Source organism: Marivibrio halodurans (genome assembly GCF_017963645.1).
GTDB lineage: Bacteria > Pseudomonadota > Alphaproteobacteria > UBA8366 > Aestuariispiraceae > Marivibrio > Marivibrio halodurans.
Window position 1 is genome coordinate 233268 of the sequence record NZ_JAGMWN010000006.1, and the last position, 23180, is coordinate 256447.

Annotated in this window: 21 protein-coding genes and 1 pseudogene; 13 read left to right on the forward strand and 9 right to left on the reverse strand. The window is 66.8% G+C overall.

All coding sequences use genetic code 11. The features are described from left to right. The first annotated feature begins 2 nt into the window (after positions 1-2). From KAJ83_RS13975 to KAJ83_RS14015, 9 genes are read left to right on the forward strand one after another with little or no spacing between them, the layout of a single operon-like run. Positions 3-1169 carry a glycosyltransferase family 4 protein gene (locus KAJ83_RS13975; RefSeq protein ID WP_210682697.1) on the forward strand — a complete coding sequence of 389 codons (1167 nt, stop codon included), beginning with the start codon at positions 3-5 and terminating at the stop codon, positions 1167-1169. After that, positions 1166-1780 (forward strand): histidine phosphatase family protein, encoded by a 615-nt coding sequence (locus KAJ83_RS13980; RefSeq protein WP_210682698.1) that lies wholly within the window; start codon positions 1166-1168, stop codon positions 1778-1780. Before KAJ83_RS13975 ends, KAJ83_RS13980 begins: the two co-directional genes overlap by 4 nt. Further along, positions 1777-3000: a glycosyltransferase family protein gene (locus KAJ83_RS19675; protein ID WP_210682699.1), complete on the forward strand. Its 1224-nt coding sequence runs from the start codon at positions 1777-1779 to the stop codon at positions 2998-3000. The genes KAJ83_RS13980 and KAJ83_RS19675 overlap by 4 nt, the downstream gene beginning before the upstream one ends. Positions 3001-3045: 45 nt before the next feature. Then, positions 3046-3942, forward strand: a complete 897-nt coding sequence (locus KAJ83_RS13990; RefSeq protein ID WP_210682700.1) for a polysaccharide deacetylase family protein — start codon at positions 3046-3048, stop codon at positions 3940-3942. Continuing rightward, positions 3939-4643 carry a hypothetical protein gene (locus KAJ83_RS13995; RefSeq protein ID WP_210682701.1) on the forward strand — a complete coding sequence of 235 codons (705 nt, stop codon included), beginning with the start codon at positions 3939-3941 and terminating at the stop codon, positions 4641-4643. Before KAJ83_RS13990 ends, KAJ83_RS13995 begins: the two co-directional genes overlap by 4 nt. Further along, positions 4640-6547, forward strand: a complete 1908-nt coding sequence (locus KAJ83_RS14000) for an ABC transporter ATP-binding protein (RefSeq protein ID WP_210682702.1) — start codon at positions 4640-4642, stop codon at positions 6545-6547. The genes KAJ83_RS13995 and KAJ83_RS14000 overlap by 4 nt, the downstream gene beginning before the upstream one ends. After that, complete coding sequence (locus KAJ83_RS14005; protein ID WP_210682703.1) at positions 6544-8493, forward strand: ABC transporter substrate-binding protein; 1950 nt, start codon at positions 6544-6546, stop codon at positions 8491-8493. The genes KAJ83_RS14000 and KAJ83_RS14005 overlap by 4 nt, the downstream gene beginning before the upstream one ends. Positions 8494-8511: 18 nt before the next feature. Then, the gene (locus KAJ83_RS14010; protein ID WP_210682704.1) at positions 8512-9510 is read left to right on the forward strand and encodes an ABC transporter permease; all 999 of its coding nucleotides are present in this window, start codon (positions 8512-8514) and stop codon (positions 9508-9510) included. Further along, a complete protein-coding gene (locus tag KAJ83_RS14015) occupies positions 9507-10718 on the forward strand; it encodes an ABC transporter permease (RefSeq protein ID WP_210682705.1) in 1212 nt (403 codons plus the stop codon). Before KAJ83_RS14010 ends, KAJ83_RS14015 begins: the two co-directional genes overlap by 4 nt. A gap of 33 nt (positions 10719-10751) precedes the next feature. On the opposite strand, the gene KAJ83_RS14020 is transcribed toward KAJ83_RS14015, so the two are convergent. After that, a complete protein-coding gene (locus KAJ83_RS14020; protein WP_210682706.1) occupies positions 10752-12101 on the reverse strand; it encodes an adenylate/guanylate cyclase domain-containing protein in 1350 nt (449 codons plus the stop codon). 596 nt (positions 12102-12697) lie between these two features. Between KAJ83_RS14020 and KAJ83_RS14025 the strand changes: the two genes are divergently transcribed. Beyond that, positions 12698-13717: an SGNH/GDSL hydrolase family protein gene (locus KAJ83_RS14025; RefSeq protein ID WP_210682707.1), complete on the forward strand. Its 1020-nt coding sequence runs from the start codon at positions 12698-12700 to the stop codon at positions 13715-13717. Between the two features lie 17 nt (positions 13718-13734). Here the strand turns inward: KAJ83_RS14025 and KAJ83_RS14030 are convergent, their stop codons facing one another. The 7 genes and pseudogenes from KAJ83_RS14030 to KAJ83_RS14050 form a co-directional block, all read right to left on the reverse strand. Further along, complete coding sequence (locus KAJ83_RS14030) at positions 13735-15573, reverse strand: carbamoyltransferase family protein (RefSeq protein ID WP_210682708.1); 1839 nt, start codon at positions 15571-15573, stop codon at positions 13735-13737. A gap of 30 nt (positions 15574-15603) precedes the next feature. After that, a complete protein-coding gene (locus KAJ83_RS19380) occupies positions 15604-15753 on the reverse strand; it encodes a DUF5989 family protein (RefSeq protein WP_343222010.1) in 150 nt (49 codons plus the stop codon). Between the two features lie 15 nt (positions 15754-15768). Then, positions 15769-16194 (reverse strand): SxtJ family membrane protein, encoded by a 426-nt coding sequence (locus KAJ83_RS14035; protein ID WP_210682709.1) that lies wholly within the window; start codon positions 16192-16194, stop codon positions 15769-15771. A 209-nt stretch (positions 16195-16403) separates the two neighbouring features. Beyond that, a pseudogene (locus KAJ83_RS19770) lies at positions 16404-16747 on the reverse strand (hypothetical protein); the annotation flags it as partial. Beyond that, positions 16702-17133: a helix-turn-helix domain-containing protein gene (locus KAJ83_RS19775; RefSeq protein WP_425515479.1), complete on the reverse strand. Its 432-nt coding sequence runs from the start codon at positions 17131-17133 to the stop codon at positions 16702-16704. The pseudogene KAJ83_RS19770 and the gene KAJ83_RS19775, both read right to left, overlap by 46 nt. Then, entirely contained in the window at positions 17069-18022 is a 954-nt protein-coding gene (locus tag KAJ83_RS14045; RefSeq protein ID WP_246484566.1) for a class I SAM-dependent methyltransferase, read from the reverse strand. The genes KAJ83_RS19775 and KAJ83_RS14045 overlap by 65 nt, the downstream gene beginning before the upstream one ends. After that, complete coding sequence (locus KAJ83_RS14050; RefSeq protein WP_210682711.1) at positions 18019-18894, reverse strand: MBL fold metallo-hydrolase; 876 nt, start codon at positions 18892-18894, stop codon at positions 18019-18021. Before KAJ83_RS14050 ends, KAJ83_RS14045 begins: the two co-directional genes overlap by 4 nt. Positions 18895-19061: 167 nt before the next feature. Here KAJ83_RS14050 and KAJ83_RS14055 point away from each other — a divergent pair, with 167 nt between their 5' ends. Continuing rightward, positions 19062-20306: an MFS transporter gene (locus tag KAJ83_RS14055; protein ID WP_210682712.1), complete on the forward strand. Its 1245-nt coding sequence runs from the start codon at positions 19062-19064 to the stop codon at positions 20304-20306. Between the two features lie 33 nt (positions 20307-20339). Here KAJ83_RS14055 and KAJ83_RS14060 read toward each other — a convergent pair whose 3' ends face one another. After that, positions 20340-21026 carry a response regulator transcription factor gene (locus KAJ83_RS14060; protein WP_210682713.1) on the reverse strand — a complete coding sequence of 229 codons (687 nt, stop codon included), beginning with the start codon at positions 21024-21026 and terminating at the stop codon, positions 20340-20342. A 232-nt stretch (positions 21027-21258) separates the two neighbouring features. On the opposite strand from KAJ83_RS14060, the gene KAJ83_RS14065 reads away from it, so the two are divergent. Next, positions 21259-22545: a hypothetical protein gene (locus KAJ83_RS14065; protein WP_210682714.1), complete on the forward strand. Its 1287-nt coding sequence runs from the start codon at positions 21259-21261 to the stop codon at positions 22543-22545. Between the two features lie 84 nt (positions 22546-22629). Then, a complete protein-coding gene (locus tag KAJ83_RS14070) occupies positions 22630-23151 on the forward strand; it encodes a L,D-transpeptidase family protein (RefSeq protein WP_210682715.1) in 522 nt (173 codons plus the stop codon). Positions 23152-23180 lie beyond the last annotated feature (29 nt).

Here is a 23180-nt window from a genome sequence, read left to right on the forward strand (position 1 = left end):
GAATGCCGCGCAGCACATCACCGCCCGTCGCCTTCCACGCCCCGATGAAACCGCCCGACGACCCGAGGCCGAGCGGCGACCGCCGCATGGCGCGCGCGCTGATGGAGGGGCTGTCGCGCGCGGGCTACAGCCCCTTCCTGGCCAGTTCCTTCAAGAGCCGCGACGGCGCCGGCGACCCGGCCGCCCAGACGCGCCTGATCGAAACGGCGGAGGTGGAGGCCGCGCGGCTGATCGACCGGCTGCGCGCCGACCCGCCGGCCTGCTGGCTCACCTATCACTGCTATTACAAGGCGCCGGATCTGTTGGGGCCGCGTGTCGCCGCCGCGCTGGGCATCCCCTATGTGCTGGTGGAGGCGAGCCACGCGCCCGGACGCCGGGACGGCCCCCATGCCGTCTTCGCCCGCGCGGCCGAAGACGCGATCCGCGCGGCCGACCTGATCCTGCAACCCAATCCGGATGACCCGCCCGCCGTCGCCCCGCTTCTCAAGCCCGGCGCACGGCAGGAAGCCCTGCCGCCCTTCATCGACACGGAACCGTTCCGATCCGCCGACCGGGCGGCGGCGCGGGCGCGGCTGGCGGCGGCGCACGGGCTGGACCCGGCCGCCTGCTGGTGTGTCACGGCGGCGATGATGCGACCGGGAGCGAAGAGCCGGTCCTACGCCGTGCTGGCGGCGGCGTTGCGCACCCTCACCCCCGATGCGGGCCGCTGGCACCTGATCGCCGCCGGGGACGGCCCGGCCCGGGCGGAGGTGGCGGCGATGTTCACGGACCTGCCGGAATCCCGACTTCTATCCATGGTGGGGGTGGAGGCGGTGGCGGACCTCTTCGCCGCCGGGGATATCTTCGTCTGGCCGGCGGTGTCGGAGGCATTCGGCTTCGCCCTGATCGAGGCCCAGACCGCCGGCCTGCCGGCCATCGTCGGAGACCGGCCGGGTCCACGCTCCCTGGTACGGGCTGGAGAAACGGCCCTGCTCGCGCCGGAAGGGGATGCGGGCGCCTTCGCGGCGGCGCTCCGGCAACTCGTTTCGAACCCGGATCGACGCCTCGCGATGGGCCGGGCCGCCCGCGACCACGCCGATCGGCGGCACGGCATGGCGGCGGGGGCGGACCATCTTCGCCGCGCCCTCGACGGTCTGACGGGGCGGGTATCGGGGCGGGTACAGCCATGACCCGCCTGATGATGATCCGCCACGCGCCGACGCCCTGGAACCGGGCCGGATTGTTGCAGGGTCGCACCGATATCGCGCTGGACCCGGCGGGCGAGGGGTGGGTCGCCACATGGCGCCTGCCGGCGGAGGCGGCGGACCTGCTGCCGGTCGCCAGCCCGCTGGCCCGCGCGCGGCGCACGGCCGAACTGCTGCTGGGCGCGCCGCCGCCGACCGATCCGCGTCTGGCCGAGATGCATTATGGCGCCTGGGAGGGGCAGCGGCTGGCCGATCTGCGCGCGCGCCTGGGCGAGGCGATGACGGCGAACGAGGCGCGCGGCTGGGACTTCACCCCGCCGAAGGGGGAGAGCCCCGCGATGGTGCTGGCCCGCCTCGCCCCCTGGCTGCGGGAGCGGGCGGGGCAGGAGCCCGGCACCCTCGCCCTCTGCCATAACGGCATCATCCGGGTGGTGATGGCCCGGGCGGCGGGCTGGGACTTCCGGGGAAAGCCGCCCGCCAAGCTGCGCGACGGGACGGCGCACCTCTTCCGCCTCGCCCCCGACGGCACGCCGTCGGTCGAGCGGCTGAACATCCCCCTCACCGACAGCCCCAAACCGGAGGGCCCCGCATCGTGAGCGCGCCGCCACGCCTGCTTTTCCATGTCCAGCATCTGCTGGGCGTCGGACATCTGAACCGGGCCAGATTGATCGCGCGGGCCTGCGTGGAGGCTGGGTTGGCGGTCGAGATGACGGTGAACGAGGACCCGGACGGCACACCGGGCGAGGCCGTGCCGGACGGCGTCGCCGCCCTGCCGCTGCCGGCGATCCACGCGGCCGACGCGTCCTTCAGCGCGTTGGTCGACGGCGCGGGCCGGCCGGTCGATGACGCGCATTGGGCGGCACGGGCGCGGCGGCTTGAAACGGCCATCGCGGAGCGCGCCCCGGCGGTCCTGTTGATCGAGGGCTATCCCTTCGCCCGGCGGCGCCTGCGCCGGGAGATCGAGCCCCTGGCGGCCCAGGCGCGGCAGGCCGGGGCGGCCGTCGCCTGTTCCCTGCGCGATATCCTGGTGGCGAAGACCGACCCGGCGCGCAACGCGGAGACGCTGGCCCGCGCCGAAGCCCTTTACGACCGCATCCTGGTTCATGGGGACACGAATTTCGCGCCGCTCTCCGCGAGCTTCCCCCCGGCCGACGCGCTGGCGGGGCGCATCGCCACGACCGGCTATGTCGCCCCGATGGAGGATCTGCCGCCATGGCATGGCGATCGACCGGACGCGCCCATCCTGGTTTCCGTCGGCGGCGGGGCGGTCGGGGAAACGCTGCTGGAAGCGGCGGTCGAAGCCGCGATCCAAGCCCGATCACACCACGGCGCTGCCCCGGCGGGTGCTGGGCGGCCCTGGCGGTTGCTGGGCGGGCCGAAGCTGCCGGACGCGGCGCGGGCGCGTCTGACCGCGCGGCTCGCCACCCGCGAGGGCATCACGCTGGAGCCCGCGCTCGACGGGCCGGCATTCCGGCGGGCCTTGGCTGGCGCCGCGCTGTCGATCAGTCAGGCGGGCTATAACACGGCCGTCGATCTCTGGTGCGCCGGGCCGCCGGCGATCCTGATCCCCTTCGCCGGGCCGGACGGCAAGGAAAGCGAGCAGCCCATGCGCGCGCGCCTGATGGCCGCGCGGGGGGAGGCGCTGGTGCTGCCGGAGGGCGCGCTCACCCCCCAACGGCTGACCGAGACGGTGGAGAGGGCCCTGGCCCGGGCGGCGGGCGGCCCGCGCGACCGTGTCCCGCCGCCGTCCCTCGACGGCGCGGGGGAGAGCGCGCGCATCCTGGCCGCGCTTGCCGGGGTGCGCGGGCTCGGCTAAGGCTTTGACTAGGGCTTTCGAGGGAAGATTTTCGGGGGGCCATCGATGGCGCGATCCCAGGGTGGAGCGTACAATCAGGCGACGCGGCCCACCGCGGCGGCACCGCTCGCTTCCGGGCGGCGCGACGGGGCGGAGGCCGCGGCCTGGGCCCGTTTCACGGCCGCCATCGACCGGCTGGCCGAGGGTGGGGCGCACGCGACCTTCTGGTGGCGGGACGACGATGCGGGCGCGATCGCGCCCGCGCTCGACCGGCTGCTGAGCCTGGCGGGCACGGCACGGCCGTTGGGGCTGGCGGTCATTCCACGCGATCTGGACGACGACACGGTGGCGGCCGTCAACGCGGCCGGGCCCGGCGTGGCGGTACTGCCCCACGGCCTCGCCCACGCGAACCATGCGCCGGAAGGCCGGAAAAAGGCGGAATTCGGCGCGGACCGACCGCTGGCGACGCGCCGGGCGGAGGTGGAGGACGGCCGCCGCCTGCTGGCCGAGAGTCTGGGGGGGCGGCTGTTCCCCCTTTTCGTGCCGCCCTGGAACCGGATCAATCCGGACTTGGCGGACAGGCTGGTCGCGGACGGCTGGGCCGGTGTCTCCACCTTCAAGGCCCGCGCGCGGGCGGAGCGGGGGCGCCGCCTCAACACCCATGTCGATCCGATCGACTGGAAAGGGACGCGCGGCTTCCTCGGCACGCAAGCGGCGCTGGATCAGGCGGTCGCCCATCTGACGGCCCGATGGGAAGCAAGCGCCGGGACGGATGGAAAGACGGGAGATGAAACGGACCCGACGGAGCCGACCGGCCTCCTTACCCATCATCGGGACCATGACGGCGGCACCTGGGATTTCACCGCCGCCTTCCTGGAGACGGTCGCGGCGCATCCGGCCGCGATCCTGGTCGCGCCCGTCGACGGTTTGGGCCGCGATCATGAGGAACCGGAGGCGGGATGAGCGAAAGGCTGCGACAAATCGCGCGTGAGCGCGGCGATACCGGCATGGACGGCGCGGCACGCGGCGGATCGAGCCAAGCGGACGGGCCGCTGGTCCTGCGCTATCCACGCCGTCTGCTGCATGGCGATCTGGCGCGCGCGCTGCTTGGCCTCGCCCTGACGGCGGGACCGCTGATGATGATCGAGCCCTTGCTGGCGGTCGGTGTCGTGCTGGGATTGTGCGCGGCGATCTTCGCCGTTTATCTGGCGCGCACGATCCTGCGCTATCGCGCGTCCTGGGTGCTGGAGGAGGGGCACGTGCGCCAGCACGGCTTCCTGCCCGGCACGATCGATTGGGACGGGCTGCGCGCAGCGAAGCTGCGCTATTACACCACCAAGCGTGGGCGCGAGGGCGCGGGCTGGCTGGTTCTGACATTGAAGGGCCGGGCCGGTTCCGACGACACGGCCGAGCAAAAGAACCGCGTCACCAAGATTTCCGTTGAATCGACGATCGAAGGCTTCGACGATCTTCTGGCCCGCGCGGCCCGCGCGGTGCGCGAGGGAACCGTCGACGTCGACGAGACCAGCGTGCACAATTTCGCCGCCGCCGGTCGGCCACTCGGCCGGGCCGGGGAGGACGACGCGGAAACTGACGAGACCGAGGCGGACGAGACCGAGGGGACCGGCGGACCCGCCGCCGGAAGGGAGGATCGCGGCCCATGACGGGCAATCTTCTGGAGGTGCGCGACCTGCGGATCGGCTTCACGCTCGACCACGGGACGCTGGAGGCGGTGCGGGGCGTCAGCTTCCGCGTGCCGCCCGGCGGCACCGTCGCGCTCGTCGGGGAAAGCGGCTCCGGCAAGTCGGTCGTGGCCCAATCTATCATGGGCATCCTGCCGAAGGCCGCGCGGGTCATGGGCGGCCATATCCTGTTCCGCGATCCCGGCAACGGTCCCGACGCCCCGCCGGTCGATATCGCCGCCCTGCCGCGCGACGGCACGGCGATGCGTGGCATCCGGGGCGGGCGCATCTCCATCATCTTCCAGGAGCCGATGACCTCGCTCTCGCCGCTGCACACGATCGGCAATCAGATCGGGGAGGCGGTGGAACTCCATCGCGGCGGCAGCGCGGCGGAAATCGCGGCGCTGACGCGCGAGATGCTGGGCATGGTGGGCTTCCCCGACCCGGCGCGCGCGCTGCGCACCTATCCGTTCGAGCTGTCCGGCGGACTGCGCCAGCGCGCGATGATCGCGATGGCGCTGGTCTGTCATCCGGCATTGCTGATCGCGGACGAGCCGACGACGGCCCTCGACGTCACGATACAGGCCCAAATCCTGAAACTGATCCGCGACCTGCAGGCGGAACTCGGCATGGCGGTACTGATGATCACCCACGATCTGGGGGTCGTCGCCAATGTCGCGGAGGAAGTGGTCGTGATGTATCACGGCCGGGTCATGGAGCATGGGCGCCGCGCGGACATCTTTCACGACCCGCGCCATCCCTATCTGAAGGCGTTGCTGCGCGCGGTGCCGCGCTTCGACATGAAGCCGGGGGAGCGGCTGGTGCCGATCCGCGCGATCGAGCCCGACGCCACCCGCCTCACCGCGCGCCGCGTGACGCCACCGGAGGGGGCCGATCCGAACCGCCCGGTGCTGGACGTGCGCGCCCTGACCAAGAGCTTCACCATCCGCAAGCGGGGTTTCCTCGCGCGTGCCGACGACCCGGCGGCGCACCGGGTGGTGGCCGTGGACGGGGTGAGCTTCCAGCTTCGCCGGGGGGAGTGCCTCGGCCTCGTCGGGGAAAGCGGGTGCGGCAAGACCACCGTCAGCAAGATGCTGATGCGCGCGATCCGGCCGGACAGCGGCGGCGTCGTCTATTCCGACGGCGTGACGGATACAGACGTCCTGACGCTGGAGGGGGATCGGCTGAAAGCCTTCCGCCGGACGATGCAATTCATCTTCCAGGACCCGTTCTCCAGCCTGGACCCGCGCATGACGGTGCTGGACATCGTTACCGAGCCGCTCGACATCCATGGCATCGGCAGCCCGGCGGAGCGCAAGGCCTTCGCCAAGGAATTGATGGGGCTGGTCGGTCTCGACGTGCGTCATCTCAACCGCTATCCGCACAGCTTCTCCGGCGGGCAGCGCCAGCGCATCGGGATCGCGCGGGCCTTGGCGCTGCGTCCGGAAATCCTGATCTGCGACGAGCCGGTCTCCGCCCTCGACGTCTCGATCCAGGCGCAGATCCTGAACCTGCTGAAGGACCTGCAGCGCGCGCTGGGCCTCACCACCCTGTTCATCAGCCACAATCTGGCGGTGGTGGATTACGTCGCCGACCGGATCGCGGTGATGTGCCGGGGACGGCTGGTCGAGATGGCCCCGCGCGCGGCGTTGTTCCGCGAACCGCGCCATCCCTATACCCAGGCCCTTCTGCGGGCGGTGCCGGAGCCGAACCCGGACCGGCCGCTCGATTTCGATCACCTGGCGGGCGCGCGCGCCTCGGACCCCGGGGCCTGGCCCGCACCCTTCACGGAGGATGACGCCCACCTGCCGAGGCTGGTCGAGGTGGCGGACGGCCATTTCGTGCGCCGGGCACCGATGATCCGAACGGAGGGCACGGCCGCATGAGACGGATCGGGGGGGCCAGGGCTTTCCGGGGAATCGCGGTGGCGCTGATCGGAGTGGGGCTATCGTCGGCGCCAGCCCCGGCCGTTGATTTCACCCCGCCGCTGGAGGATGTGCCCTATTTCGCCGACCGGGTGGCCGACGGCACCCTGCCCCCGGTGGAGCAGCGCGCGCCGAGGCGCCCCGCCCTGATCGATTTCGCCGCGCGCGGCCAAACGCCGGGACGCCATGGCGGCGATATCCGCATGCTGATGAGCCGGGCGAAGGACAGCCGCCAGCTTACCGTCTACGGCTATGCGCGGCTGGTGAAGTACGACCGCGATCTGGAGATCGTCCCGGATATCCTGGAGCGCGTGGAGGTGGAGGGCGACCGCGTCTTCACCCTGCATCTGCGCCGGGGGCATCGCTGGTCCGACGGCCATCCCTTCACGACGGAGGATTTCCGGTATTTCTGGGAGGACATGGCGAATAACGAGGATCTCTATCCCGTCGGCCCGCCGATCTTCCTCAAAGTGCAGGGGGAGTATCCCGAGGTCACGGTGATCGACGAAACCACGGTCCGTTACGCTTGGTCCAACCCCAACCCGGATTTCCTGCCGAGCCTGGCGCGCGCGACGCCGTCCTATATCTACGCACCCGCGCATTACCTGAAGCAGTTCCATGTGGACTATGCCGAGCCCGTCGCGCTGACGGCGAAGGTGGAGGCATCCGGACAGCGAAGCTGGGGCGCCCTGCATACCAAGATGGGCCACCTCTATCGCATGGACAATCCGGATCTGCCGGTACTTCAGCCCTGGCATCCGGTGACCGAGCAGACGGCGAGCCGCCTGATCTTCGAGCGCAACCCCTATTATCACAAGATCGACCTCGACGGCCGGCAACTGCCCTATGCCGACCGGATTATCCTCGATATCACGGAATCCGGCCTGATCCCCGGCAAGGTCGCGACCGGGGACGCGGATCTTCAGGGCCGTTATCTCGGTTTCGACGACTACACGCTGCTTAAGCGGAACGAGGAGCGGGTCGGCTACAAGACCCATCTCTGGCGCATCGCGAAGGGCGCGCATCTGGCGCTCTTCCCCAATCTGACGCACGGCGATCCGCGCTATCGCGCGCTGGTGCGCGACCCGCGCTTCCGCCGGGCGCTCAGCCTCGCCACCAACCGGCACGAGATCAACCGGGTGATCTATTACGGCCTCGCGATCGAGGGACAGAATACCCTGCTGCCGGAAAGCCCGCTCTATCGCCCGGATTATCGCGAGAAATGGACGGATTTCGACCTGGACCGTGCCAACGCGCTGCTCGACGAGATGGGGTTGGAGCGCCGGATGATCGACGGGGTGCGCACCTATCCGAACGGCGATCCGGTGGAGATCATCGTCGAGACCGCCGGCTCGACGACGGAGGAAACCGATGTCCTTCAGCTCATCAAGGATAGCTGGTACGAGGTTGGAATTCGCCTCTATATCAAGCCGTTGAACCTGGAGAGCATGCGCCGGCGCATCTATGCGGGGGAGACGCAGATGGCGATATCCTCCGGGTTGGAGAACGGCATCGCGACCGCGGACATGACGCCGGACGAACTCGCGCCCGCCCACCAGGTGCAATATCAATGGTCCGACTGGGGTCAGTATGTGGAAACCAACGGCAATGCCGGCAGCCCGCCCGACATGGAGGTCGGCAAGCGGCTGATGGACCTGCTGCATGACTGGTACGCGGCCGAGGGCAAGGAGGCCCGCCGGCGAATCTGGGCGGAAATGCTGTCGATCCATGCCGACAACCTCTTCACCATCGGCCTCGTCGCCGGCGTGCTGCAGCCGATCGTCGTGCGCGACGGGCTGATGAACGTGCCGGAGACGGGTATCTGGAATTGGGACCCCGGCGCGCACTTCGGGCTCTACGGCCTGGACGGGTTCTATTGGGCCCCCGACGGGCCATCCGGGGACTAGGGCGGGGGTAAGGCGATCATGATCGACTATATCGCACGGCGCCTGTTGGTGATGATCCCGACGCTCTTCATCATCAGCGTTCTGGTCTTCGTCATCATCCAGCTTCCGCCCGGCGACTATCTTGAGACCCTGGTGGCCGAACTGCAAAGCCAGGGAGAGGCGGTAAGCCAGGAGCGCATCGCCTTCTACCGCCAGGAATACGGGCTGGGGGAGCCGATCTGGAAGCAGTTCGCCGTGTGGTTCTGGGGTCTTCTCCAGGGCAATATGGGCTATAGCTTCGAATATGAGATGCCGGTGGCCGACGTTGTGGGCGACCGCATCTGGCTCACCATCCTGGTCAGCTTCTCAACCATCCTCTTCATTTATCTGGTCAGTTTCCCGATCGGCGTCTACTCGGCCGTGCGGCAATATTCGCTCGGCGACTACACGCTTACCTTCATCGGGTTCATCGGGCTCGCCACGCCGAACTTCCTGCTGGCGTTGATCCTGATGTATCTGGCCAATCAGTGGTTCGGTATCTCGATCGGCGGGCTGGTCGATCCGGCCCTGCGCGACGCGCCCTTCAGCCTGGAGAAGCTGCTGGATATCCTGGGTCATCTCTGGGTTCCGGTGATCGTCATCGGCACGGCCGGGACGGCGGGCATGATCCGGCGGCTGCGTGCCAATCTGCTGGACGAGCTGCACAAGCAATATGTGACGACCGCCCGGGCCAAGGGCGTGCCGCCGCGCAAGCTGTTGATGAAATATCCGCTGCGCATGGCGCTCAATCCTTTCATCGCGGATATCGGCAATTTGCTGCCGGAGATCATCTCGGGCGCGGCCATCGTCTCCGTCGTGCTCAGCCTGGAGACGACGGGGCCGATGCTGCTCGGCGCGCTGCAGAGCCAGGACATGTACCTCGCGGGCTCGTTTCTGATGGCGCTGGCGCTGCTGACGGTCGTCGGGAACCTGCTTTCCGACCTGGCGTTGGCGGCGCTCGACCCGCGTATCCGCCTCGGCGCGGAGGCCGCGCGATGAGTGGAAGCGAGCCCGGCGAAAACCGCCTTCCGGCGCGCGGGGCCGACCCGCTCGACCACTATGTGGACACGGCGCCGTTCGATCCCGAGGCGGCCGTCCGCCTGAGCCCGGAGCAGGAGCGCTTCTATCTCTCCGGCCAATGGCGGTTGATGTGGCTGAAATTCAAGAAACACCGCCTCGCGGTGGTGAGCGGCCTGTTCCTGCTGTTGGTCTACGGCTCGATCCTGGTCTCGGAGATGTTGGCGCCCGTCGCCTACGATTTCCGCAACACCGACTTCCTGAAAGCTCCGCCGCAGGAAATCCACTGGGTCCGGGACGGTGCGTTCACCGGCCCCTATGTCCATGGCTACGATGTCAGCCTGGATATGGAGACCATGTCCTGGCGCTACACGATCGACCGCGAAACGGTGATGCCGCTGCGCTTCTTCTGCACGGGCGGGGATTATCCGGGCGCGCGCTACGAATTCTGGGGGCTGGTGGAATCGAGCTTTCATGTCGTCTGCCCGTCGGAGGGCGGGTATTTCTACTGGCTCGGCACCGACCGGCTCGGCCGCGACATGTTAAGCCGGATCATCCAGGGCGCGCGCATATCGCTCACGGTCGGGCTGATCGGGGTAGCGATCTCCTTCACGCTCGGCGTCCTGCTGGGCGGGCTGGCGGGCTATTACGGTGGGCTGATCGATTCGACCGTCCAGCGCGCGATCGAGGTCGTGCGCTCCTTCCCCTCGCTGCCCCTGTGGATGGCCTTGTCCGCGGCGATGCCGGTCAACTGGTCGCCGATCATCGTCTTCATGGGGATTTCGGTGATCCTGGGCCTGCTGGACTGGCCCGGGTTGGCGCGCGCCGTGCGCTCCAAACTGCTGGCCCTGCGGGAGGAGGATTTCGTCACCGCGGCCGAGCTGATGGGCGCCCGGCCCCGGCGCATCATCGCCCGCCATCTGCTGCCCAGCTTCTCCAGCCATCTGATCGCCAGCGCGACGCTGACCATCCCGGCGATGATCCTGGGGGAAACGGCGTTGAGTTTCCTCGGCCTCGGCCTGCGGCCGCCGATCACCAGTTGGGGCGTGCTGCTGAACGAGGCGCAGAACTTCAACGCCATCGTCAACACGCCCTGGCTGCTCTATCCGGCGGTGCCGGTGATCCTGGTGGTCCTGGCCTTCCAGTTCCTGGGCGACGGCCTGCGCGACGCGGCCGATCCGTACAAGTAGGCGGAGCACCGCGCCGGCTTCACGGACGGCCCGCTATCCCAGTACCGCGAGGTCGAGCGGCCGGTCCACGCCCGCGACCCGGGCCGCCGGGCAATGGCGCGCCGGCTCCCCGCGCCACCCCTGGGCGCGGGCGTCGGTCAGCGTCGCCGTATCGCACAGCACGCGGCAGCCCTCCACCTTGGTGTGTTTCTCCAGCTTGGCGGAGAGGTTCACGGCCTCCCCCACCAGGGTGTAGTCGAGCCGCTTGCCCCGCCCGATGGCCCCGACGGTCAACGGCCCGGTGGCGAGCGCGACGCCGACGCGGATCGGGGGTTCCCCGCGCGCCGCGCGCTCCGCATTCCAGGCGTCGATCATCGCCGGGATGGCGGCGGCGCAATCGATCGCCCGGGCGGCATGATCCGACAGCCGCTTCGAGGCCCCGAAGGTCGCCAGCACCCCGTCGCCGAAGACCCGGTCGACGGTACCGCCATGGGCCTCGATCACACCGGCCATGCGGTCCTGGTAATCGTTGAGAAGACCGATCAGGGCGGCGGCCGACAATCTCTCCGAAAGCGGTGTAAAGCCCCGGATATCCGCGTTCAGCACGGTGCACCGCACCTGATCCGCGGCGCCGGCCGCGACGGTGCCGTCGGCGGCCGTGATGCGCGCCGCGATCTCCGGCGGGAAATAGCGGGACAGCTCGTAATGCGCGCTCTCCTCCGCCATCGCCCGGAGCAACAGGCGCCGCCCCCGCATCAGCGCCACCGTCAGGATAACCGTCACCATCAGAATGGTGATCATCTTGTCGAACTCACCCCCCAGCAGCACCGTGTTGGAGGTCAGATATTCGACATAGTCCCGGGTGACCGGCATGCCCGCGCCCGCCATCATGGCATAGACCACCAGCACCCCCCAGCCGAGCGCCGCCAGGATGCCCGTGCGCAGCACGTAGCGCGGATCGAACCGCAGCGCGCGCAAGGCGATGAAGATGAAGAGGTATAGCATGGTCGGCGCCTTCAGATAGAACGGCGCCGGCTGATCATATTGCAGGTGGAACGACCAGATCAGCGTCAATAGCAACGCCACATCGGTGACCGCCGACAACCCTAGATACCAATCCGGCAGATGGATGCGATAGCTGAGCCGGAGCCGGACGATCGTGAACAGGAAATAGAGCGCCAAGGCCGCCGGCACCAGCGAGGCGAAGCCGGTCATCAGATCGGTCGTCGGCGCGGCGGCATAGAGTATGGCGAAGGTCGCCACCACGCCGAGTTGGATCCAGCCGATCAGTTGCTCGCTGCGATCCTCCTGCCGGTGCACGGCGGCGCGCGCACGCGCCGGCAGGCCGGCCATGCGTTTCGCGTCCGGGGTGAAGGGGCTGAGGAACGGCGGCAGTTTCGTCATCGCCCGTTCCTTATGCCCAATTCCGGGCGGCCCGTCGCTTCACGATCGCTCGACCAAGTTCTAACCTGCCGGGTTCTAGGCCATAAACTCATAAACAGCATTCCCTAAGACACGGTTCGTCTCAATGACGGCGGACGCGTTGGATTTGAATGACGGCGGGACCGCCGCGTAATATCAGGTGCGGTGTTCTCCGGTTAATGCGGGATCGCGATCATGGTGTGAGGTTGTTGCTTGCCTAATACCAAATCTTGTTGATCATGCCCCATGCGGATCGCGTTCGGCTTTCCTCTGAACGAACGGAGGCGGGTAGGAAGGGTGGCGCGGGGCATCGTCAAGCCGCGCTGACGCCCTCGACAGAAGCCGAACGCGACCGAAGGGGCCCGGGCCCTCGGATGGCGTCGCCCGTGCCTCGCGATGCCCCGCATCGCCACGGCACACGCGCTCCTAGCCGAGAACCCGGGAGAGACGTCCCCATGGGGCATGATCAACAAGATTTGGTATAAGCGGCGTTTTGCCTTGTAGAGCCCTTCACCTGAAAGTGCCGTGGCAGGAGCGAACTCCAGCGCGGTGTCCAAAGCGAAACTCCGAAGGAGCACATGATGCGAGCTAGTCTTATCGTTACTCTTGTTTCAGTGCTTTTCGGCTTTCTTCTGTTCGAGGTCTATCTACGCGCTCAAGGAGCGGAGCCAACAACTGTCGTATCCAATCCTCATTTTTCGGGAACGAACTGGAGCCGTCCCGATGCCGAGTTCGCCTGGACGAACCAAGAGGGTACTTTTCTCGCGCTTGAAGAAGGGCAGGCGCCGATGAGCTTTCTTGAGAATGGTGCCCGACGTACTTACACGAACGGCTCTGAGCCAGAGAACGCGCCTGTACTGCTGCTGGCCGGCGGCAGTTACATGCAAGGTTACGGAATTAAGGATGAGAATGTCGTCGGCGCGGTTCTAGCCGAGCGGTTTCCGGAGTTTGCGGTGCGGAACTTTGGCACCGGGGGGTATGGAACGGTTCAGTCGGGCCTGAGAATTCTGCGGGAAATCGATGGGACGCACGACGCGCCGCCCGTGGCGATTATATATGGCTTTATTGGCCATCATTTGGCGCGCAACGTCGCCACCTCTGATTGGATTAGCTCGCTGGTGACCTCGGATGGTAGCGTTCTCATCCCGCCATACTTGGTCGAGGACGGGGAGGGCGGCGTCGCGGTCGAAGAGGCGCGGACCCTGGGTCTCTGGCCGCTGGAAACATGGAGCGCGGCGATTTCGGCTCTCAAGAGACGGGTGGCACCGCACTGGGTCTCGGGGACGCCGATGGGGCAAGCACGCCGGCTGACGGTGCTTTACCTGAAAAAGCTTCAACGGAAGGCGGCTGATTTGGGAATCCCGTTCGTCGTCGCGATCTTTAGAACGGGCACCCTTGATGAAAGCTATACGCTCGGAATCGAGGAGGATCTAGCCAGCGTCGGCGTCGATGTCATCGACTGTCGCTTCGAGGGCCTGCAAACCAACCCGACTGCATATCAGGTCGGCGGAAATGGTCATCCGATACCTTCCGTGCATGAGCATTGGGCCGGCTGCATGGGCGAGTGGCTGCACGAAAACACAGCAGCGTTGCGGTAACATAAGGGTAAAGACGCTCAATCCAATTCGAAGGCGTTTTTATAATCCAGCTTAAGAGCGGAATTCTGATCATTTTTATGCAATAAGCAGTTGCCAACCACTAGCACCTCGATGTCCGTGCCCATGAAGCAGCGGAAGGCATCCTCCGGCGTGCATACGATCGGTTCGCCACGTACATTGAAGGAAGTGTTGACCAGCACTGGGCAGCCTGTTGCCTCCTTGAAGCGGCTGATCAGCGCGTGATAGCGAGGGTTGGTACGTTTATCGACGGTCTGAACGCGGGCGGAATAGTCGACATGGGTGACGGCTGGGATTTCAGAGCGCGGAACGTTCAGTTTTTCGATACCGAAGAGTGCTGCTTCTTCATCGGTCATCGTCCTGCGCTTGCCGTCGGCCACATCGGCGACAATAAGCATGTAGGGCGAGTCGGCGTCGATATCGAACCAGTCCGAGACATGCTCACGCAGTATGGACGGGGCAAACGGGCGGAAGGATTCGCGGTGCTTTACCCGGAGGTTTAGCGTCTTCTGCATGGTTTCGCTGCGTGGGTCTCCCAGGATGGATCGGGCGCCTAAAGCGCGCGGTCCGAATTCCATTCGCCCCTGCATCCAGCCTACCGCTTTTCCCTCCGCCAGGGCTGCGACGATGCTGTCATAAAGATCGTCGTCCTCAAGCACTTCGAAATGCGCACCGGCCTCGGTCAGTCGGCGTATGATATCGGGCTGGTCGAATTCTGGACCCAGATAGGCACCGCTCATCCCATCGGGTTGGTTCTGCACGGTGCGCGAGTTTCCAAAATTCATGTAGTGGGTGGCAAGCGCCGCGCCTACCGCACCGCCTGCATCGCCCGAGGCCGGTTGGATCCAAACGTTATCGTATATGCCTTCCTTGACGATCTTGCCATTCGCGACGCAATTCAGGGCGACACCACCGGCCAGGCAGAGATTGGGAATGCCGGTTTCCGCGCGAAGGCTGCGCGCCAGTCGGAGAACGATCTCTTCGGTGACCGCTTGCACCGAGGCGGCGATATCCATGTGGAATTGAGTCAATTGTTCATCGGGCTCGCGAACTGCTTCGCCGAAAAGTGCCGCGAACCGATCGTTCGTCATTGTCAGGCCGGTGCAGTAGTTGAAATAGTCTTGGTTCAGTCGAAAGGAGCCGTCTGGTTTAACATCGATAATATTGTTCAGGATCGACTGGACGTATTTCGGCTCGCCGTACGGAGCCAACCCCATCACCTTGTACTCACCAGAGTTAACCTTAAATCCGAGGTAATACGTGAAGGCTGAATAGAGCAAGCCGATGGAATGTGGGAAGTGTATTTCCTTGATTACTTCCAGCATGTTGCCGCTGCCGCGAGCGACCGAGGTGGTGGCCCACTCGCCGACCCCGTCCATGGTCAGCACCACCGCCTCTTCGAAGGGCGAAGGGTAGAAGGCGCTTGCTGCATGGCTAAGGTGATGTTCGCTGAATAGAAGTTTTTCCTTGGTGTCGAAACCGCTAGCGAATTGATCCTTTACTTGCGAACCGATCAAATGCCTTTGGAACAGTTTCTCTCCCAGCCATACCGGCATCGCCATGCGGAATGAATTGAAACCCCGAGGCGCGAAAGCAACATAGGTTTCCAAAAGACGTTCAAACTTGAGGAATGGCTTATCATAGAAAGCGATATAGTCGAGATCGTCTAACGCCAGCCCTCCCTCTTCGAGGCAATATTTAAGTGCCTGCGTCGGAAACTCCGCATCATGCTTCTTTCGTGAGAAGCGCTCTTCCTGCGCCGCGGCGATAAGTTTCCCGTCCACGAGAAGGGCTGCGGCGGAGTCATGATAGAATGCCGAAAGTCCAAGAATTTTCATGGTATCACACCGGCGCGGCGCGGCAGCCCCCTAGAAAAGCGTATAGATGAAGGGCGCCACCGCTGAACCCTTGGTAAGCACGATCAGACCGCCGAGAGTGACCAGCATAATCATGATTGGCAGAAGCCAGAACTTTTTCCGGGCCCTCATGAAGCCCCAAAGTTCCATAATGAACGACATTATCACGCCTCTTCATCAGTATTGATTATCGAAACTGCCCGGCGGGGGACCTGGCGGTGTGCGGTCGATCCAATAGCTATCGGCCTTGGGATCGAATTCGAGATCAAGGGGTCGTCGGCCGAGAATCCTCATCACCAAGCCGATTGGCGTGATCGTCAGGAAAAACACCAGCCCCATGACGATCGGGTTGACGATTTTATGCAGGATCATCCCGAACTTGAACCAAATCCGGTTGAGCGGCCGCAGAAGCAGGGGGCGAAACACAGCCAAACCCAGCATGATAGCAGCCAATGACGCCCAGAATGCAGGCCAGAACAGGGACACATTCCCGGCGAAAAATTTGCCTGCCGCTATGACCGTGAAAACAACGACGAATACTAAGCCGAAGGCGCGCTCCGAACCCATCTTGGTGCGATCTTCGCGATCATAGGATTCGTGCATGCGACGCGAGAGCAAGGCGCGTTACCCTTCGAGTTTTCTTGTTCGGGCGTGGATATCATGGCCATGGCTGATGATCAATATAACCGCTCACGCTATCCCGCACTGTCCGCAACCCTATAGGATTGATGAGCCTCGCGTTTATCGGATTGAACCTCCCCGGGATTGCTGGAGGCCAGTTCGTATGAATCACGCCGCTCTCGTCTGATCGCCTAATACCACTTCGCGCTGATCACCATTGATGGGCCCAGCGTCTCATGGGCCCAGCGTCGAGATCCGATGAACATGATGTTCCACGGTTGGTCGAGCAACCGTCGCCAACCGTGGCAGCAGATATCGACGATGTCGTCGTAGGAATTGAATATCCTGTTGGAGAGCCCGTTCTCGCGCAGGAACTGCCAGATATTCTGACCGGGTTCGGTTCCGGGGCTCTTTGCGGTAGCGGGACGATGGTGATGTTGCTGGGAACGGTGAGGTTCTCCGTCATATGCCGGCCCGCCTGGTCGCGGATCAGCGGGACGTGAGCGCCAGGGGCGACGTTTCGGGCCATCTCATCGAAGCGAACGACGCCGTGCACCGCAGGACCGCAGGGATGGGACCCTCCATGACGTGTTCCGCCAAAGCCCGCCGCTCCGCTTCATCGAGGGCCTTCTGTCGGCCTGGCACCTTGCGGGTGATGAGCCCTTCCGGTCCGCTCGCGTTGAACCGCAAGACCCAGTCCCGGGTGATCTGCAGCGTCATGCCGCCGGCCCTCGCTGCGTCGCTCCGCGACCCGCCGTCAAAATCAGTCCGAAACGCAATCGGCGCCGCCATGACAAACCTCCATCGTTTGTCATGGTGAATCAGATTTGCGCCCCATGGGAAGCCCCCGTGAGTCTCAATCAGCGCGAGTTGGTATGACCTGCGGGCGGCCCAGCCGTTCGAGCCATAGCGCGCTTTCATGCGCCCCCGCCGGAAGCGGCAGCGTGCCCGCCACCCCGGCGGCGACCGCCGCCGCCATCCGGGTGGCCACCCAGTGGGAGCTCCACAACACACGCCAACCGCCCCCGGCCAGCAGGGCCGCGATCGCGCCTTGCTCGTTATAGCCACGCCAATCCCAGGCGGGCGGGTAGGGGTCGGGTAGGAAGATATCATGCATCGCCAGCAAGGCCCCCGCCGGCAAGCCGGGCAGAACATGGCCGATCAGCCAATCCACATCCGTGCCCGGCATGGCGATATGGCTGGAATCCACCGCCAGCACATCGCCGGGGCCGAGCGCGCGGAACAGCGCCGGATCGGCCGCTTGCGCCACGGCGCGGTGGAGCGTCACCCCCGCCAATCGGGAAAGATCGGCGCGCGGCGCCGGGTCGATCGCGGTGATCGCGCTGTCGGTCCCCGCCTCCCGCGCCGCCAAATCCCCCGCCGCGGCCGCCAGGAACCGTGTCGAGTGGCCGGAGCCGACCTCCACCACCCGGCGCGGCCGGTGGCGTTGGATCATCATATAGGCCGCCAGCCCGTCGAGGCGCGGATACCACCCCTGCTGCCAGCGGGGTTCCGGCGGCGCGGCACCGTCGAAGGCATGGAACCGCTCACGGTGCGCCTCCGCCTCGGCCAGCACATCGCGCATGGCGGGCGCCGCAGCCTCGAAAAGGGGGGTAAGAGCCGGATATCCCCCCGCCGGCCGGTCGCTCGGCGCATAGCGATAGGGGATAAAATAGCCGCGCCGCGCCAAGCCGGTGAGCGTCGCCGCCCCCATCGCCATCCGCCGCAGACGCTTGCGGATCGGTGGGCGATCCGGCGACGGTGCCTTGATCGAAGGGGGTGGGGCATCCGGCGGGTCCAGGCCGCTCATGCCTCCAGCACCATGCCCTCGCGCGCCGTGATCGTGCCGGGGCGGACGTTCGCCGCGGCCTCCGCGATCTCATCCATCGTCTCGTCGTCATGGCTGGGATCGTGATGGAACAGTACCAGGCGGTCGACATCGGCGGCATCGGCCACGCGGCAGCCTTCCTGCCAGGTGGAATGGCCGAAGCCGACGAAGCGGGGATATTCCGCCTCCGTATAGGTGGCGTCGTAGATCATGATATCCGCGCCGCGCACCAGGTCGACGACCGTCTGGTCGCGGCCGGTCGCGAAATGCTCCGTATCGGTGATATAGCAGATCGCCCGGCCATCGAATTCCACCCGATAGCCGACCGCGCCGTTCGGATGGTTGAGCGGCGCGGTGCGCAGCGTGATCCCCGGGCCGGGTATCAGCGTCTCCCCCGCCCGGAAGTCGTTGAAGGAAACATCCGCGCGAAAAGTCTCCGGCGGCACGGGGAAGAGCGGCGCCTGCATCATGTCCTTCAGGGTGCCGTGCAGCGTGCGGTCGGGCAACAGATGCCCGGCCCACAGGCGCGGGCTGAACCCTTCGATATGGAACGGCGCGAAGAAGGGCAGGCCGATGATGTGATCCAGGTGCGTATGGGTCAGGTAAAGATCAATCGCCCCCCGCCCTTCAGCCCCTGGTCCCTCCGCCGCGATCGCCTTGCCCAGCTTACGCAGGCCCGTGCCCGCGTCGAAGATCAGCCGGCGCTCGCCGCAGGTCACCTCAATGCAGGAGGTGTTGCCGCCGTAACGCAGCGTCTCCGGCCCGGCGCAAGCGATGCTGCCACGGGTTCCCCAGAACTTGACCGTGAAGGGTCGCGGGCCCGGCGCGCCGGTTCGTTCCGCCTTTGATATCATGGCCGACACATCACCCCGTTGCCGAAACGCCGCCGTCCCTCTATGCCTCTGGAAAGAATGCTATCGCCGCATGGCCCGAATGCCAAACGCGGCGTTCGGCGGGAACGATGCCGCGTCATGCGGCACGGCGTGGGTTGCGGCCCATCCCGGGGGAGGATCGAGGTTTCATGGCGCATCCATCCGGCCGAACCATTTGGGTCGGTCTGTTCTTCGGGCTCGCGGTCGCGGTGCTGGGGGCCTATCAGCAACTGAAACTGCCACCCGTGCTGCCGGAGATGCTGGCGGCCTACGGCTATCCGAAGGTGCTGGCCGGTGGCTTCATGTCGATCTTCTCCATCGCGGGGCTGACGCTCTCCTTCGGGCTCGGCCGGATGATGCAGACCCATGGGGCGGCGCGCTTCCTGATCGGGGCGGCGGCCCTGGCGGCGGGCGGGGCGGGGATCATCCTGGCGGCGCCGGAGAATGGTTGGCTGGTCCTGGCGGGCCGCGCCCTGGAAGGCATCGCGATGGCGATCCTGGCCGTCGCCGGGCCGACGCTGATGACGCGGAACGTGGGGCCCCGGCATCTGGCGCTGGCAGGCGCGCTGGCGGCGACCTGGATTCCGATCGGTGGGTTGATCGCCAGCGCGGTGGTCGACCTGACCGACCGTCTGACCCCCGGGGCAGCGGCCTGGCCGGGCGTCTTCTGGCTCGGCATTCTGTTCTGCGGGCTCGTCGCGGCGGCGACGCTCGCCGTCGGGCGGCCGGGCTCCGCCGTCGATCTCAAGATGCCGGTCGCGCACAAGGGTGCCGCCGCGCCGGACCCGGCGCGTCGATTGGGGCTGATCCTGGCGGGGGCGTGCTTCTTCCTCTGGTCGACCCAGAACATGGCGATGCTGACCTGGCTGCCGACCTATCTGTCGGAGCGACATGGCCTCGACGGCGCGGCGGCGGCGCAACTCTATGCCCTGCCGGTCGGGCTGATCGCCGTCTTCAATCTGGTGACGATCCCGATCCTCCGGCGCGGCGTGCCGATCGCGGGCCTGCTGACCGTCGTGCTGGTGGCGCAGGCGGTGTTGTTCCTGGCGGTCGCCTTCACGCCGATCCCGGGCCATCCGGCCACGGGTATCGCGGCGCTGGCGCTCTATGGCGCGCTGGCCGGGCTGACGCCGGCCTGCCTCTACGGCCTGCCGGCGGCGATCCTGGGTGGCGCCAATACCGGGGCCGGCGCCTTCGGTATCCTGATGACGGGCCGGAATCTGGGGGTTCTGTGCGACCCCCTGATGGTGGCGGGGTTGATCGGGCTGCCGATGCTCGCGGGATGGGACGGCGGCTGGGGGGCGGCCGCCCTCGGCATGGCGGTGGCAACGGGGTTGAGCGCGCTGGTCGCCGGCATGCTGGCCCGGCGCCTCGCCGCGCTGCCGCCGGCCTGAGGGGCCTCAGGGGATTTCCCCACTTCGGCCCGTTCAGGGCACCAGCTTGTAGCCGCCCGATTCCGTGACCAGGATCGCGGCGTTGGACGGGTCGGCCTCGATCTTCTGGCGCAGACGATAGACATGGGTCTCCAACGTATGGGTGGTGACCCCGGCGTTATAGCCCCAGACCTCGCCCAGCAGCACATCGCGGGAAATCACCTTGTCCCCGGCGCGATAAAGATATTTCAGGATCGCCGTCTCCTTCTCGGTCAGCCGTACCTTCCGGTTCGTGCCGACCTCCAGCATCAGCTTGGTGGCGGGGCGAAAGCTGTAGGGGCCGATGGTGAAGACCGCATCCTCCGACTGCTCGTGCTGGCGCAATTGCGCGCGCAGGCGCGCCAGCAGCACGTTGAGGCGGAAGGGCTTGGCGATATAATCGTTGGCGCCCGCGTCGAGGCCGAGGATCGTGTCGCTGTCCGAATCATGCGCCGTCAGCATGATGATCGGGCATTTCACGCCGGAACGGCGCAGCACGCGGCAAACCTCCCGCCCATCCATGTCGGGCAGGCCGACATCGAGCAGCACGGCGTCGAAATGATCGGCCTTGGCGGTCTCTATCGCCTCGGAGGCATTGGCGCGCTCCGTCGTCTCGAATTCCTCGTAGAGGCCGAGTTGCTCGGCCAGCGACACCCGTAGGGCCTCATCGTCGTCGACGATCAGAATCCGCTTGTCGCTCATCCCCTGAACCTTCCTGCAAAACGCCGATGCCCCTCGCCGCTCCCTGTTCCGCCAAGGAAGCCCGCCCGGCCTGGGCCTGTCCATTAAAAAATCCGTGCACGGTCCCTGGGCCGGCGCCGTTCGGCATTCGCGCATCCCGGCACCAGGCCGGAAGGCCGCGACGAGGGATCGACGCCGAAATTGGCACGAATCTTGATTACCTGTCATCCCGGAGACGAGGGAGAGGACGCCCATGACCGCCACCAACCCATCCGCATCGGCCGGCGCGGCCCCCCCGCCCTGGTCGTTGATGACTCCTGATGCCACCCGGGGCGATGCCAACCGGGGCGATGTCGGCCGGGGCGACGCCAGCCGGGGCGCGGGACGCGGCGACGGGACGAAGGCCGGCGCGGGCGCGCGGCACGCCACCATGCGTCCGCCCGAGGGGCCGGAAGCCGTCCGCTACGACAATGTCTTCGGCAAGGATGGGCTCAGCTTCGACGATATCCTCGACACCCTTAACCCCCTGCAGCATTTGCCGGTCGTCTCGACCATCTATCGTCAGATCACGGGCGACGAGATATCGAGCGGCGCGCGGCTTGCCGGTGGCGCGCTCTATGGTGGGCCGGTCGGCGTGCTGGGCGCCGCGATCAACGCCGCCAGCGTCGAGAGCAGCGGCCAGGATCTGGGCCAGCGCGCCTATGCCGCCCTGTTCGGCGAGGAAGCGCCCGCCGGTACGACAGGGACGGCCGTCGCATCGGCCACGGAAGCCGCGGGCGCGAATATCTCCGGCCCCTCGTCCACGACCGACGGGCCGGCCGCAATACGGGGCTCACTACGGGGCGCGGAGGATGGCGCCAACGCGCAACTCGCCGCCGTCGCGCCGGCGGCCGGGGGCACCGCATCCCCGCAATCCAGCCAGGAAACAGTATCCGACGCGGCGCGGAGCGGCCCGACCAACTTCTTCCTCGCGCTTCAGACGCCCAAGACCGGCGAAGTTCCCAAACGCGGCGCCGAGGGACAGTCAGCCGGGCTGAAGGCAGCCAGCATCCAGGCCGATTCCAACAGCGGCGTTATCGGCGCCAATGGCGGGGGGGTATCCGCCGGCGGCTTGCCGCCCGGCGCCGCGATCCAGAGAACCGCCGCGCCCGGTGCCCAATCCAGCCCCACTCAATCCAACCCCAGCCAGGGGACGCCCGCCGAAACCGCGCGGGCACCCGAGACGGATAGCGGTCCGCGGGTGGCCGGCGGCGGCCCCACCACGTTGAGCCCGGCGGCGGCCCAGGCCCTGATGCGCATGGCGGAGGCCAGCGCCGGCACCCCATCCGGCACGGAACCGCCCGCCGGCACCGCCGGCGGGCCCTCGAATGCCACCGCGCCCGCGCGCGCGTCCAAAGGCGTGATGGAAACCGCCGCCGCCGATCCGGCCCCGGACACCCACGCTTGGGCCGGCACGGAGGGAACCGTCGCCCCCGAACAGGTGCCGCAAGCCATGATGCGCGCACTCGAGAAATACGAGGCGATGAAGCGCCAGGGTTAGAGTACCCAATCGCGGCATTCCGGTTCTTACCGGGTCTACCGGGGCCTTGGCGACGGCGGTCGGGGCCGGTAGGCTTCCGCCATCATGCGTATAAGAGTGAGCGAGGACGGGCTTGAAATGCCGGATGGGCGCCGGGTGACCTGCGCGCTCGGCCGGGGCGGAATTCGTGCCCGCAAGCAGGAGGGCGACGGCGTCACCCCCGCCGGGATCTGGCCGATCCGCCGGGTGCTCTATCGTCCGGACCGCGTGGCGAAGCCGCGCACGAAACTGCCCGTCGCGACGATCGGGGAGCGGGACGGCTGGTGCGACGATCCGGCCGATCCCGCCTATAACCTGCCCATCACCCTGCCCTACGAGGCGAGCCACGAGGAAATGTGGCGGGAGGACGCGCTCTACGATCTGGTGGGAATCCTCGGCTATAACGACGACCCACCGGAAGCCGGGCGGGGCAGCGCCATCTTCCTGCATGTGGCGCGGCCGGATTACGGCCCGACGGAAGGGTGCGTGGCGCTGGCGTTGCCGGACCTGTTGATGCTGCTGGAACAGATCGCACCGGATTCCGCCCTGCAGATCGGTGCCGGCGCGGCCAGCACGCCGCACGACTGACCGGCCCGAGACGTCACCGCCCCTCACCT